The sequence below is a fragment of the Actinomyces oris genome (genome assembly GCF_001553935.1).
GTDB classification, from domain to species: domain Bacteria; phylum Actinomycetota; class Actinomycetes; order Actinomycetales; family Actinomycetaceae; genus Actinomyces; species Actinomyces oris_A.
Genome location: NZ_CP014232.1, coordinates 2,029,159 through 2,042,362 on the forward strand (window position 1 = coordinate 2,029,159; position 13,204 = coordinate 2,042,362).

At 71.2% G+C, this 13,204-nt stretch carries 13 protein-coding genes; 5 read left to right on the forward strand and 8 right to left on the reverse strand.

Annotated elements, in window-relative coordinates:
- Nucleotides 1-39: 39 nt before the first annotated feature.
- Complete coding sequence (locus tag AXE84_RS08185; RefSeq protein WP_010614245.1) at nucleotides 40-1,371, reverse strand: MFS transporter; 1,332 nt, start codon at nucleotides 1,369-1,371, stop codon at nucleotides 40-42.
- A gap of 319 nt (nucleotides 1,372-1,690) precedes the next feature.
- Here AXE84_RS08185 and AXE84_RS08190 point away from each other — a divergent pair, with 319 nt between their 5' ends.
- On the forward strand, nucleotides 1,691-2,224 hold the full coding sequence (locus tag AXE84_RS08190; RefSeq protein ID WP_060957525.1) for a MogA/MoaB family molybdenum cofactor biosynthesis protein: 534 nt from the start codon (nucleotides 1,691-1,693) through the stop codon (nucleotides 2,222-2,224).
- 43 nt (nucleotides 2,225-2,267) lie between these two features.
- On the opposite strand, the gene mobA is transcribed toward AXE84_RS08190, so the two are convergent.
- The 3 genes from mobA to glp are packed head-to-tail and all read right to left on the reverse strand — an operon-like array spanning nucleotide 2,268 to nucleotide 4,886.
- The gene (gene mobA / locus AXE84_RS08195; protein ID WP_081093197.1) at nucleotides 2,268-2,927 is read right to left on the reverse strand and encodes a molybdenum cofactor guanylyltransferase; all 660 of its coding nucleotides are present in this window, start codon (nucleotides 2,925-2,927) and stop codon (nucleotides 2,268-2,270) included.
- A 19-nt stretch (nucleotides 2,928-2,946) separates the two neighbouring features.
- Nucleotides 2,947-3,459 carry a cyclic pyranopterin monophosphate synthase MoaC gene (gene moaC / locus AXE84_RS08200; RefSeq protein ID WP_060957526.1) on the reverse strand — a complete coding sequence of 171 codons (513 nt, stop codon included), beginning with the start codon at nucleotides 3,457-3,459 and terminating at the stop codon, nucleotides 2,947-2,949.
- Nucleotides 3,460-3,470: 11 nt separating this feature from the next.
- Entirely contained in the window at nucleotides 3,471-4,886 is a 1,416-nt protein-coding gene (gene glp / locus AXE84_RS08205) for a gephyrin-like molybdotransferase Glp (RefSeq protein ID WP_236750030.1), read from the reverse strand.
- Nucleotides 4,887-5,064: 178 nt separating this feature from the next.
- Between glp and AXE84_RS08210 the strand changes: the two genes are divergently transcribed.
- The gene (locus AXE84_RS08210) at nucleotides 5,065-5,532 is read left to right on the forward strand and encodes a molybdenum cofactor biosynthesis protein MoaE (protein WP_236750031.1); all 468 of its coding nucleotides are present in this window, start codon (nucleotides 5,065-5,067) and stop codon (nucleotides 5,530-5,532) included.
- A gap of 87 nt (nucleotides 5,533-5,619) precedes the next feature.
- Here AXE84_RS08210 and AXE84_RS08215 read toward each other — a convergent pair whose 3' ends face one another.
- From AXE84_RS08215 to AXE84_RS08225, 3 genes are all read right to left on the reverse strand, one after another.
- On the reverse strand, nucleotides 5,620-5,931 hold the full coding sequence (locus tag AXE84_RS08215) for a MoaD/ThiS family protein (protein ID WP_060957527.1): 312 nt from the start codon (nucleotides 5,929-5,931) through the stop codon (nucleotides 5,620-5,622).
- A 21-nt stretch (nucleotides 5,932-5,952) separates the two neighbouring features.
- Nucleotides 5,953-7,143, reverse strand: coding sequence for a GTP 3',8-cyclase MoaA (gene moaA, locus AXE84_RS08220; RefSeq protein WP_060957528.1), 1,191 nt, complete (start codon nucleotides 7,141-7,143; stop codon nucleotides 5,953-5,955).
- Between the two features lie 116 nt (nucleotides 7,144-7,259).
- Nucleotides 7,260-7,556 carry a DUF2249 domain-containing protein gene (locus AXE84_RS08225; RefSeq protein WP_003785642.1) on the reverse strand — a complete coding sequence of 99 codons (297 nt, stop codon included), beginning with the start codon at nucleotides 7,554-7,556 and terminating at the stop codon, nucleotides 7,260-7,262.
- 258 nt (nucleotides 7,557-7,814) lie between these two features.
- Here AXE84_RS08225 and AXE84_RS08230 point away from each other — a divergent pair, with 258 nt between their 5' ends.
- The 3 genes from AXE84_RS08230 to AXE84_RS08240 are packed head-to-tail and all read left to right on the forward strand — an operon-like array spanning nucleotide 7,815 to nucleotide 12,090.
- Nucleotides 7,815-8,996 carry a hypothetical protein gene (locus AXE84_RS08230; RefSeq protein ID WP_060957529.1) on the forward strand — a complete coding sequence of 394 codons (1,182 nt, stop codon included), beginning with the start codon at nucleotides 7,815-7,817 and terminating at the stop codon, nucleotides 8,994-8,996.
- Nucleotides 8,993-10,396 carry a hypothetical protein gene (locus tag AXE84_RS08235; protein WP_060957530.1) on the forward strand — a complete coding sequence of 468 codons (1,404 nt, stop codon included), beginning with the start codon at nucleotides 8,993-8,995 and terminating at the stop codon, nucleotides 10,394-10,396. The genes AXE84_RS08230 and AXE84_RS08235 overlap by 4 nt, the downstream gene beginning before the upstream one ends.
- Nucleotides 10,393-12,090, forward strand: coding sequence for a multicopper oxidase domain-containing protein (locus AXE84_RS08240; protein ID WP_060957531.1), 1,698 nt, complete (start codon nucleotides 10,393-10,395; stop codon nucleotides 12,088-12,090). Before AXE84_RS08235 ends, AXE84_RS08240 begins: the two co-directional genes overlap by 4 nt.
- A gap of 128 nt (nucleotides 12,091-12,218) precedes the next feature.
- Here AXE84_RS08240 and AXE84_RS08245 read toward each other — a convergent pair whose 3' ends face one another.
- Nucleotides 12,219-12,950, reverse strand: coding sequence for a helix-turn-helix transcriptional regulator (locus AXE84_RS08245; RefSeq protein WP_010613371.1), 732 nt, complete (start codon nucleotides 12,948-12,950; stop codon nucleotides 12,219-12,221).
- Nucleotides 12,951-13,204 lie beyond the last annotated feature (254 nt).

Here is a 13,204-nt window from a genome sequence, read left to right on the forward strand (position 1 = left end):
CGGTTATGGGTGGCCCGGGCGGACGCCGGATCCTGGAACTCAGCCCGGGAACGGGGCTCCCGGTCGGGCATAGCGCATCCAGCAGATGACCGCGCACACGGCGCAGTAGGCGACCGAGATCCAGAACCAGGCGGTGGTGCCCAGGGAGGCGATGGCGACGCCGACGATGAAGGGGCCCAGGCTGGCAACGGCAGCCGTGAAGCCGATGGCGCCGCCGGCCTGCCGCTTAGGCATGATCATTGGCATCTGCTTGAAGGTGCCGGCGTTGCCCAGGCCGGAGAAGAAGAACATCGCCAGCATGGACCACAGGAACCCGGGGAACTGCGCCGGATCGGTCGGATGGAGGTAGAAGGTGGTGACGGCCAGCGTGGCACCCATTCCGATGATGGAGATGAAGGTCCAGATGGCCCCGCCGAAGCGGTCGCACAGGGGCCCCCACAGCATTCGGACCACCGACCCGATCAGTGGCCCGAGGAAGGCGTAAGTCGCCCCCAGGGGCAGAAGTGACTTGTCGAAGTGCTCGGCCAGGGGCGAGCCAGGCCCGTAGGTGTTCTTGATGAGGAGTCCGAACTGTGCGGCGAACCCGGAGAACAGGCCGAAGGTCGCCACGTACATGAGCGTCATGTACCAGGTGTCGGGGTTGGTGAAGATGTCGATCTGCTGGCGGATGTTGGCCTTGACCGGGACGTCCTTGAGCAGGGCGAAGGCGAGAAGCGCGGCCACGATGGTCCACGGGATGAAGAAGACGGCCACGTTGTGGACCCAGACCTGGCCGCTGCCGGCGTGCTGGGGGGCGATCCAGGTGATGCCCAGCAGACCGAAACCCATGAGCCAGGGGCTCAGCAGCTGGATGATACTCATTCCCATGTTCCCGACGCCCGCCTGGATCCCCAGGGCGGTACCGGTCAGCCGCTTGGGGAAGAAGTAACCGGTCGAGGGCATGTAGCCGGAGAACGAGCCGCCCCCGATCCCGCAGGCGAAGGCCAGGGCGAGCAGTGTCCCGAAGCTCGTCTCAGTGCTCTGCACCGCGAAGAACCAGCCGAGCATCGGCAGAGCGTAGAGCAGGGACGACCATGCGACGAGCTTGCGGGTGCCGACGATCGGCGGCAGGAACATGTAGATGAGGCGGATCAGGCCGCAGGACAGGCCGGGCATGGCGGCGAGCCAGTACAGCTGGCTCTCGGTGAGCTTGAAGCCGATCTCGGTGAGCTTGGGGGCGATCGCGCTGGGAAGGAGCCAGACGCAGAAGGCCAGGATCATCGAGTAGGTCGAGACGATCAGTGTGGTCCAGGCGATCTTCGCGGACCAGTTCTCCGGTTCCTCGGGGTTCCACCCTGTGAGGACGCGACCGGAGGTGTCGAGCGTGGACATAGGGCTCCTGCTGTTGTGGGGCTCGGTCCGCTGGGCGACAGCGCCCTGGACCTGAGACTGTTTGGAGAGGGTCGGTGAAAGCCTGCGGACTCACACCGCGATCAATGATGCATTGAGTTGGTCAGATCTTCATGCAAGGGACGAATGTCTGAGCAATACGAGGCGAAACCGACATCTCAGAGGTGACTAAGGGCGGTGAATTAGGTTCAACATTAGTTGCCTAATTGAGGTTGTCGGTTGGATCGGGACGTGTTGCCCTTGAAACTCCGGGTGGGAGACGGAGGAGCCGCGCGGGGTGTAGGCGGACTACGGTGGGTCCATGAGTGAGACCCCCATCGTCCAGAAGGGCCTGGCGGCCCTGCCCGAGCCCGTCAAAGGCGCCGTCATCACCGTCTCCGACCGCTGCGTCAGCGGTGAGAGAGAGGACCTCTCCGGCCCGCTGGCCCAGCGCCTCCTGGCTGAGCACGACGTCGTCGTCGAGAAGGTGGACCTCGTGCCCGACGGTGTTGAGCCGGTGCGTGAGGCGATCAGGCGGGCGGTGGCCGGCGGCGCCCGGGTGGTCCTGACCACCGGCGGTACCGGGGTGACCCCTCGGGACCTCACCCCGGAGGCGACGGCACCACTGCTGGAGACCCGCATCGAGGGCATCGAGGCGCAGATCCGCGCCCACGGGCTGACCAAGACACCGCTGGCGGGACTGTCCCGCGGGCTGGTAGGCGTGACCTCTCGCGGCGCCGAGGGCGCCCTGGTCGTCAACGCCCCCGGCTCGCGCGGTGGGGTCAAGGACACCGTTGCCGTCGTCGGCCCCCTGGTGCCCCATGTCCTGGAGCAGCTCGGCGGCGGCGACCACTGAGCACGCTCGAGCACTACTGAGCGATTCGGATTGAGCCGGGCTGCTACTCGGAGCGGCCCGAGTCCCAGGAATGGACCTCGGCCCAGGTGTCCAGATCCCGCACGACATCGCGAGCCGTGGGGATGGCCTTGACGCGGAGCGTCCCGAGTGCCCGGCGCACAGCCGTGTCCCGCAGAGGTGTGCCGCCCGGGGCGACGGCTGCGGCCAGTGCTCGGCGGCGGTAGAGGCCCAGCAGGTACTGGGTGTGCTCGCCGTCGCGGGCGCAGACCCCGTCCAGCTCCGGCTCGGTCTGCGCCAGCGCCCGGTGCAGGGCCGGCAGCGCCCTCCAGGACAAGGGCGCGTCGCAGGTGAGGATCCCGGCCAGTCCCGCAACCGGGGCGCTCCGTCCTAGGACATCCAGCCCGGCCGCGATCCCGGCGACGGGTCCTCCCAGGGGAGGGTCCTCCAGCGCCCGCAGGACGCCGCACGGCAGTGCGACCTCCGGCGGTGCGACAACGCACACGCGCCCGAGCGGAAGGCCCTGTTCGCGAAGCTGCTCCAGGCCGGCCAGCACGTGGTCGAGCAGGCGCAGCCCCCGGGCGACGACGTCGGGCTTGGAGGCTCCGTCCAGCCGAGCCCCGGTCCCGCCGGCCAGCACAATGACATCGGCGGTCTCGGCGCCATCGGGGGCCTCGGCGACTTCGACCGCATCCGCGGTGCTCACGATGGCGCCGACCGTCTGCTCAGGCAGCGTCACCGCGGTCACCGCGGTCACCGCGCACCCAGTCCCCTGAGCGTCCCCCGGACTTGGCGACCACCTTGGCCTCGCGCAGCTCGACGCCCCGGTCCACTCCCTTGACCATGTCGACGATCGCCAGTCCCGCCACGGTGGCGGCGGTGAGTGCCTCCATCTCCACGCCCGTGCGGTCGGCCGTGCGCACCGTGGTCTCGATGCTCACGCCGCCGTCGACGATCTCCAGGTCCACGCGCGCCCCGTGCACGCCGATGACATGCGCCAGGGGGAGGAGCTCGGGGACCTTCTTTGTCGCCGCGATCCCGGCCACGCGGGCCACGGCGAGCACGTCGCCCTTGGGGACCGAGCCCCCGCGCAGGGCGTCCACGATCACCTCCGAGCAGGCCACGAAGGCACTGGCGCGGGCCTCGCGCACGGTCGGGGTCTTGGCGGTGACATCCACCATGTAGGCGGCTCCCGCCTCATCCAGGTGGGTGAGGGTGATCTCGGGGCGGGTAGTCATAACAGGCTCCTTCACTGGGATACGGGGCCGCGCCCTGTGGGCGCAGTCCGGGGCTCTTGACGGCGACCTGCAGGGGCGGCGGTCGCCGAGCTCGATGAGGTGGACAGCGGGATGAGGGGCAGCTCGTCGCCGACCTCGACCGCTTCAACCTCGGCGGCCACCACCGCCAGCGCCTGCGCGGCGGGCAGCGAGGCCACCAGGTGCGAGCCGGAGCCCAGCCGGTGGGTGGGCGTCACCCAGGGCAGGCCCGCACCGTCACCGAGGTCGGAACTGACTCCTAAGCCGGTGGGGGCCTCGGTGAAGCGCACCGGCACGTGCTGGCGCCGCCCCGGCGGGGTCCGCCAGCCCACCGCCGCGCGCGCCGTCAGGACAGGCCGACCCGGAAGCAGCTCTGCGCCGCCTGCCGCATCCTGCCCGGCCAGACGGGCCAGCGCCGGCGCCACGATCGTGGTGAAGGAGACCAGGACACTCACCGGGTTGCCCGGCAGGCAGATGATCGGCACCCGCCGGCCGTCGTCGGCGAGCACCCAGCCATGCCCCTGGGGCTTGCCCGGCTGCATGGCCACCTTGACGAAGTCCAGGTGGACCGGGGCCTCCTCGCCCCGCTGCGCCTGAGCCAGCATCGTTAGAGGATCGAAGGCTCCCGCGGACACGCCCCCGGAGGTGACGATGAGGTCGGCGCCGGCCGCGGCCTGCTGTAGGACCTCAGCCAGGGCCTCGGCCGTGTCGCCGCTGCGGGCCACGCTCGTGCACACGGCCCCGTGCTCGGTGACCAGCCCGGCCAGCAGCAGGGAGTTGGAGTCGGGAATCGTCCCGGGCTCCAGCGCCTGGCCGGCGTCACGCAGCTCGGCCCCGGTGGACACCACCGCCACGCGCACCTGCGGCCGCACCAGCACCGAGCCGAGCCCCACGGAGGCCAGGGCGGAGATGGCCGCCGCCGACAGCCTCGTCCCCGCCGCCATGACCGGATCACCCGCGGCCACGTCCTCCCCGGCGCGGCGCACGCTGAGGCCCGGGGTCGCTGCCGCGCGGATCTCGACGCGCTCGGGAATCGGGTGCGGGCCGGGAGCCTGGTCGGTGTCCTCCACCTTGACCACGGCGTCCGCGCCCTCAGGCAGCATCGCCCCAGTCATGATCCGCTGGGCGGTTCCCTCCGCGAGGGGCCGCGGTGCGGCGCCGGCCGGAACGTCCCCGCTCACCGGCAGAACCACGGGCGTGAGCGGGCAGGCGCCGGTCGTGTCCTTCGCGCGCACCGCGTAGCCGTCCATCGCCGAGTTCGTCCACGGCGGCACCGGGACGGCGGCGGTCACGTCCTCGGCCAGCACCCGGCGGTGCGCCCGCCCCAGCTCCAGGCGGTCGTCCTCCAGGGGTGAGAGGGTCTCCAGCACCTGGGAGACGTAGTCCTCCAGGGGGATCATCTGCGCCATAGCGGTCCTTCCTTCGGCGGGTACCCTGCGGGCTGCGACCTCAGGGCGGGCGGTCGCGGGGCCGGTGCCCGAACGTCCGGGGCCTATCATGCCCGTTCAGCCGGTGAAGCCCACATGGGTATGCTCGCGGCCGACCATCCGATCACGCCCAGCCCGCCGCCCCGATCGAGGAGACCCCGTGACGCCCAGTCCCGACCAGCCCAGCCGGCCGCTCCCGGCTCCCACGGCCCGCGTGGTCCGTGCCGAGGTCACCGAGTCACCCATCAGCGTCACCGAACTCGCCGACGCCGTCCAGGACGCTGCCGCCGGCGCCGTCGTCACTTTCGAGGGCGTGGTCCGCAACCACGACGCCGAGCGCGCCGTCACCGGCATCGGCTACTCCTGCCACCCCACGGCCGGCCAGGTCGTCGAGCAGATCGCCCAGGACGTGGCTCAGCAGGGGCGGGTGCGGGCCCTGGGCGTCGTCCACCGCGTCGGCGACCTGGGCGTCGGGGAGGCAGCGCTCGCGGTCGCCGTCAGCTCCGACCACCGCGCCGAGGCCTTCGCCGTGTGCAGCCAGATCGTCGAGGAGGTCAAGGAGCGCCTGCCCGTGTGGAAGCGCCAGACCTTCACCGACGGCTCGAGCCAGTGGAGCAACATCGCCTGACGTCTTATCGCCGAGCCTGGAACGTCCCGGGCAGCCTGGTGGAAGAACGGTCGGGTTACGCGACAACTGTCCGGCTCGATGCGGTGGTCACCCGCCAGCGAAGGGCGGGAGCACGTCGACGGCGTCGCCGTCGGCCAGGGGCGTGAGCGAGTCCGCCGGGGTGGAGACCGAGTTGACGAGGAAGCTGCAGATCGGGATGACCCGCGCCATCTCCAGGCCTCGACCGGAGAGCTGCTCGCGCAGAGCCGCCAGTGTCGTGCCGGCGGGCAGGTCCAGGCGCTCCTCGGGGCGCCCGGCGGCCTCAGTGGCCGCGGCGAAGTAGCGCAGGGTCACAGAGATCTGCGCCTGACCGGCGTGCGCGTCCGCCTGGGGCGACAGCTCGGGGGGGGGGTTCGTCATGGGGGCTCCTGAGGAATCGGGTCAGCCACCGATGGCCGACATGGTGCGCTGCGGGCGAGCGAAGCCGTCGCTCTCGGTGTGGGGACTGTCCGAGCCGTGCGCGCGGGGCTTGCCCCAGGTTGCGCCGGCCCAGATGCGGATGAGCTCGTCGTCGTCGGCGCCGGCGCGCATGGGGCCGCGCAGGTCGGTCTCGGTGCTGGAGAACAGGCAGGTCATGAGGCGCCCGTCGGCCGTGATCCGGGTGCGGTCGCAGTCCGAGCAGAAGGGGGCGGTGACCGAGGCGATGACGCCCACCGTCCCGGCCGGATGCTCCTGGCCCGACGCGCTTCCGGCGGCGACCCGCCACAGCGCCGCCGGACGACGGTCCGGGCGGCCCACCTCGGTGAGGGTGAATCCGGCCTCCCGCAGCACCCCCAGGATCTGATCGACGCCGACGACGTCCTGGCTGCTCCAGGTCTCGCGCGGTCCCAGCGGCATGTGCTCGATGAACCGCAGCTGCCAGCCACGGCGCAGGCACTCGGCCAGGAGACGTGGCGCGCGTTCCTCCACGGTGGCGGGCACGGCCACGGCATTGACCTTGATGGGGTCCAGGCCGGCCTCCTGGGCGCCGGCGATCCCGGTCAGGACATCGGCGAGCCGGTCGCGGCGAGTGATGGCGGCGTAGTCCTGCGGGTCCAGGGAGTCGATGGAGATGTTGACGCGGTCCAGGCCCGCCGCCCGCAGCCCGGCGGCCCGCTTCTCCAGGCCCAGGCCGTTGGTAGTCAGGGCGATGTCCGGCTTGGCCCCGGCCGAGGTCCGCAGTGCGGACAGTGCACCGACGATCTCCTCCAGGTCGCGCCGCATGAGCGGCTCGCCACCGGTCAGGCGGATGCGCTCAACTCCCAGTCGTTCGACGGCGATGCGCCCCAGGCGGGTGAGCTCGGCGGTGGTCAGCAGATCCGGGGTGGGCAACCACTGGAGACCCTGTGCGGGCATGCAGTAGGTGCAACGCAGGTTGCAGCGGTCCGTGATGGACAGGCGCAGGTCGCGCACGGTGCGCCCGTAGCGGTCGACCAGCTGCTGGGGGACGCCGTCGGCAGCCGGGGCCGACAGGCCGGGACGTTCGGGCAGGTCGGGTAGCACCGGCCGGGTCGTCGGCATAGGCAGGTCCGCGGAGGCTCCACGGCTCCTGCTCGGGCCGACGACCGCGGCATCGAATGGTGCTGGCGTCATGCGTTGAGCATATCGGGAGCGCGCCGACGGTATGGAGCCAGGCCCGTTGAGGCCCCGAGCCCATGGCCGAAGCCGAGTGCTAGGGACCGCGGGCGCCTTCCGCCGGCCGGTCGCGCTCAGGCGGTGCGCAGGATCTCGACGCGCGCGAAACCCTCGGACTGCTCCAGCAGCGTGTGCTGGAAGGTGAAGGGCAGCTGGTCGATCTGGGCCAGCAGCGGGGTGGGCACGTGCGGGGCCACCAGGTCGAAGCCCTCACCGGGGTTGAGGGAGGAGGCGGCGCCAATGACCGCAGCGTGGCGCAGACGGTGCGGGATGGCGCGCGCGTCCAGGGTGAGGCGCTCGTCGCTGTGCTCGTGGCAGCCGCAGCTGGACTTCTTCTCAGTGACGGGCAGCAGCTCGGGGCTCTCGCTCATAGGGCTCTCCTTCGGAGTGTTTCGTACTGGTGTGCGTGACCTTACTACCACCGCAGGGCCGGCTGGAACGACTGTCCACCGCCAGTGGAACGGCTGTCCACTTCTGCTGGCGCGACTGGCCACCTCCGCTGGCGCGGCCAGCCCCATACAAACCTACCGAAACTTCATAAGTGACGCGGAGCCGTGTCGTCTATGAAGTTTTTGTCGATGTGAGTGCGTGGTGCGTGGGTTTGCGGCGCCGTTGGATACGGTTGGGCCGTGGAGACGGACCGACTCAGCCAGGCGCTGACCAGCCGCGTGGCGCCGCGCCTGGTGGCCCTGGCCCTGGGCGCCGCCTGCATCCTCATGGGCCTCAACGCCGCCCTGCTGCGCCTCAACCTGCCGGCCCCCATCAACGGGGCCGAGCTGGCGGCGCTCCACGGCCCCCTCATGCTCGTCGGCTTCCTGGGGACTGTCATCGCCCTGGAACGGGCCGTCGCCGCCCGCACCCCCTGGGCCTTCCTCGCCCCCCTGGGAAGTGCCGCGGGCTGCCTGGCCCTCCTGGCCGGTGCCCCCGACGTCGTCGGCCGGGGACTCATGACCGGCGCCGCCGGCGTCCTGTGCGCCATCTACCTGCGGGTTCACCGCCGTGCCCCCAGCGCCGCCGTCGACGTCGAGGCCATGGGCGGGGCCGCCCTCCTGCTGGGGGACGTCCTGTGGCTGGGTGGGCGCGGCATGGAGGACGTCGTCCCGCTGTGGCTGCTCTTCCCCACGCTCACCATCATCGGCGAGCGCCTGGAGCTGGCCCGCATCGCCTTCCTCGACGAGATGGTGGAGACCGTCGTCGAGGCGCTCTCCGGCGCGGCGGTCCTGGGCGCCTGCCTGCTTCTCATCGCACCGGGCTCACACCTCGTGGTCGGCCCGGCCCTGCTGGGACTGGCCGTCGTCATGGCCTACTACGACGTCGCCCGACGCACGATCCGCCTGCGCGGCGGGGTGCGCTTCATGGCGGCCTCCATGCTCGCCGGCTACGTGTGGCTCGCCCTCGCCGGGGCGGTCTGGTCGCTGTGGGGCCTGCAGGGCCTGAACGGGGCCGCCTACGAGATCGTCATCCACTGCATCACGGTGGGCTTCGCCTTCTCCATGATCCTGGCCCATGCCCCGGTCATCATCCCCGCGATCGTCCACCGGGCCCTGCCCTACCACCGACTCATGTGGCTGCCCTACGTTCTGCTGCACGCCGGCCTGGTGGTACGCGTCGTCGGTCTGCTGGCGGAGGCCTCCGCGGTCTGGAAGGTCGGCGGTGCCGTGGGAGTGGCGGCGATCCTCGTCTTCATGGTCCTCACCCTGGGGCGCGTCCTGACCTCCGGCAGCATCCGCAAGCCGGTACGGTTCGGACCGCCGGATGCGGCCGCGGCATCCGGATCGACGACGTCGCAGGCGACAGGGGGCCGCGCATGAGCCTGTCCATCGGTTCTCCCGGTACCGGGTCCACCCCCCGGCCCGGCTCGCTTCCCGGCCCCGGACGAGCAAGCGGCCCGGGCCGTCCCGGCAAGAAGCCCTCCCGGCGCACCACCCAGGTACGTCGCAACGCCCTGGTCATGGCCTGGCTGCTCATTGCCGCGGTCCTGGCGGCCCTGACCATCGTGGGCCCGCTGGTCTCCTGGGGAACCTGGCTGCCCCTGCATGCCCTGCTCCTGGGCGGGATCGGCAGCGCCATCACCATCTGGTCCGCCCACTTCGCCGACACCCTCCTGCACCGCCCGGCTCTGGGTGGTGCGGCCCTCCTGGACGCGCGCCTCTACGCACACAGCCTCGGCACCGCCGTCGTGCTCACCGGCATCACCATGGGCCAGCAGGCGGTGGCGCTCGTCGGGGCGGGTATCGTCATGGCCCAGGCCATTGCGGGCGTCGTGGCCATCACCGTGCAGTACCGCAGGGCCATCGCCCCGCGCCTGGCCTCCCTGGCCCTCCACTACGCCGTCGCCCTGGTCCTGCTGGCCACCGGTGCGCTCCTGGGCTTCCTCATCTCCTGGTCCAACGCCCACGGGCGCTCCGCCCTGGCCGACGGCTTCTACCTGGCCCACACGACCACCATGCTGCTGGGCTTCGTGGGTACCACGGTCCTGGGCACGCTCACGGTCCTGTGGCCCACGATGCTGCGCACTCCCATGGAGCCGGTCGCGCCGCGCTGGACCACTCGTGGCCTGCCCTATCTCGTGGGCGGCACCGCGCTGGTGGCCGCTTGTGGGCTGTGGCCGCCCCTGGCGGGTCTGGGCACCCTGGTCTACCTCGGCGGCGCCTGCGCAGTCCTCGTGCCCGCCTACCGCACCGCCCGCCGGGTCCCGCCGACCTCCTTCGCCACGGCCTCCGCCACGGCCTCGGTGGCCTGGTTCGTCGGCTGCGTCGCCGTCCTGGGGGCTCGCATGTCGCTGGCCGACGACGCCGCCGCTGCCCGTGAGGTCATCCACTCCCTGCGCCTGCCCCTGGCGGCGGGTTTCGCTCTGCAGATCCTCGTGGCGGCTCTGAGCTACCTCACTCCGGTGATGCTCGGAGGCGGCCCCGCGGCCACCCGGGCCACCAACGCGATCATGGACCGCTTCGCCGCCTACCGGGTCACCGCCGCCAACGCCTGCCTCCTGCTGGCGCTCTACCCGGGGGCGCCCTGGCAGGTGCGCGTCGTCGCCGGCGCCCTGGCCGCGCTGGTGACCTCCTACCTGCTGGCGGGCATGATGCTCAGCCTGCGCGAGGTCTCCCAGCGCAAGCGCCCGCCGCGTACCCTACGCACCCCGGCCGACGCCGACCCCACCTCCGACCCCGCGGGCCACCGGTCCGCCCAGCCCCGAAGGGGAACCCGATGACGAAGACGCCCGACGCACAGGCACCATCCCCTGATGAGGCCGCCGCCCCTGAGACTGCTGGCTCCGAGAACGCCCCTTCTCAGGACGCTGCCTCCCAGGAGACCGAGCGCAGCGGCGCCGACAGTGCGGCTCAGGCCCCCGGCGACACTGCTGGGCGCGCGGCGACGGGCGCCGGTAAGCCCGAGGGCGCCCACCGTCGAGCGGTGACGGCCGGTACCGCCCCCGCCATCGACCGCAACCGCCGCCCCCTGACCGGCGGGGCCGGCCCGGCGGCGGGAGACGGGACCGCCGCCTCGTCCTCGGGCGGCCTGCTCCAGTCCGCCGACCGCCGCGGTGTCCTCATGGGGCTGCTCACCGCCGGAGCGGCCGTCGTCGTCGGCAGCGTCATCGGCAACCGGGGTCAGGGCGGAACCACCCAGGACGTCACGCCCACCGGCAACACCGTCAACGCCACCATCACGGTGGAGGGCCTGCGGTTCGTGCCGGACACGGTCGATGTCACCCCCGGCGACCGGCTCGTTATCACCCTGGACAACACCGCCGACCAGGTCCACGACCTCGTCCTGGCCACCGGCCAGACCACCGGGCGCATCGCCGCCAGAGCCAAGGGCACCCTCGACGCCGGCATCGTCGCGGGTCCGATCGAGGGCTGGTGCTCCATCGCCGGCCACCGCGCCCAGGGCATGGTCTTCCACGTCACCGCGGGCGGGGCGGCCGCCGCCGGCCACCAGCACGGCGATCACCAGCACGGCGGTGGCCAGAGCAATCAGGCCGGCTCCGGCAAGGACGCGGTTCCCGACTATGCGGCCCAGCTGCCCGCAGGCTTCAAGGCCTTCGATGCCGCCCTGCCACCGGCCCCTACCAGTCCCGACGGCGGTCCCATGACCCACCGGCACACCTTCACCGTCAAGGAGCAGGTCATGCCGGTCGGCGCCGGTGTCACCCAGCGGCGCCTGACCTTCAATGGGCAGGTTCCCGGCCCCGTCCTGCGCGGCAAGGTGGGGGACACCTTCGAGATCACCCTGGTCAACGATGGCACGATGAGCCACTCCCTGGACTTCCACGCCGGGATCACCCCGCCCGATCAGGCGATGCGCTCGATCAACCCCGGGGAGTCCCTCGTCTACACCTTCACGGCCCAGCACTCGGGGATCTGGCTCTACCACTGCTCCACCTCGCCGATGAGCCTGCACCTGGCCGCCGGCATGCATGGGGCTGTCATCATCGATCCACCGGGGCTGCCGGCCGTGGACCGCGAGTACGTCATCGTCGCCTCTGAGGTCTACCTCGGTCCCGAGGGCGGCGAGCCCAACACGGAGAAGATCGCCGCCAAGACCCCCGACCTCATGACCTTCAACGGGGTGGCCTTCCAGTACCACCAGCAGCCGCTCAAGGCCAAGGTCGGCGAGCGCGTGCGCTTCTGGGTTATGGCCGCCGGCCCCTCACTTCCGACGTCGTTCCACACCGTCGGACTGCAGTTCGATCAGGTCTTCTTCGAGGGGGCCTGGACCCTGGGTGGTCCGAACCGGATCGGGGCCGCCTGGTCCGGCGGCTCCCAGGCCCTCGGCCTGCAGCCGGCTCAGGGCGGATTCGTCGAGTGCGTGGCCTCCGAGCCGGGCCACTACGTGTTCGTGACGCACTCCTTCGCCGACATGGAGAAGGGAGCTCACGGCGTCCTGGAGGTCAGCGCCTGAACCCGGGGCTCCTCAGGCCGCGGTCAGGACAGCCCCCGAACGCCGCTTCGGCCCCGGGCGACTGTGCCCGGGGCCGAAGCCTTGCGATCTAGAAGTGGTGGACGGGTGATGCTGTTGCAGCCGCGTGCTCAGGCGACGTCGGCGTGGACGATCTTGAGGTCCGGCTCCTCGTGGACGGGCTGAGCCGAGCTGATCTGGCATCCGTCAGGCCCGTTGGGCAGGAACTTGAGCCGCTCATATGCGGCCGGGTCGGGGCCGACGACGGCCCGGAGGAAACCCTCGTGCATGGTGCACACCAGGTCACGCGGCCGGTGGTTGCGGGTGATGAGCGGGCAGGAGCGCAGGACGACGGTGTCTCCGGAGACCTCTGGGGCGAAGCCCATGACCGCGAGGTAGGGGATGAGGGCGGTGACCCGGTCCACCTGCTCGCCGTCGACCGTGGGCTCAGCAATGGTGCCGGGGGTCAGCTCGGCCCAGCGGCGACCGATCTCCAGGGCCGTGGCGCGGGCGTCCTCGCCCTCGCCCAGGGTGTCGGCGATCGCGTCGAGCAGCAGCAGGTAGGCGTCGACCATCTGCTGAGGGTCGGGGGCCGTTGAGGCGTAGCGCAGGGCCGGGCGGCCCCGCTTGCCCGTCGGCTTGGTGGACACCGTGACGAACCCGGCGTCAACCAGGGCGTCGAGGTGCTCACGGACGGTGTTGTGGTGCAGGTTGAGTGCGCTGGCGACCTGAACGGCCGTCATCGCGTCGTTAGAAGCCTCCACGACCTCCAGGACGCGCCGGCGCGCCGCAGAGAGGTTGGCGCGTGCGGACAGGTCGCCCAGGGCGGGACGTGGGAGCGAAGGGGTCGGACGGTTGTGCATGTCCTGAGACTAACGCGCTTTCGCTTGTGGGAACCGTCAAAATCGGTGTGTAGTTGAATCCTGCAACGGCTGTGTGATGTGAGTTCTAGCACATGACGTCCAATAGGGGCTCTGACGAAACGTGAAAAAACTCAGTATTGACGCCGTTTCTGGCGGGTCGACGCCCTGTACCAGGGCAAACGGCCCTCGAGGTTGAGGATCGCGCTGTCAACGAAACTGTGACGTGCCCTGAGGGGCTCGCGCGGTGCCGCCGG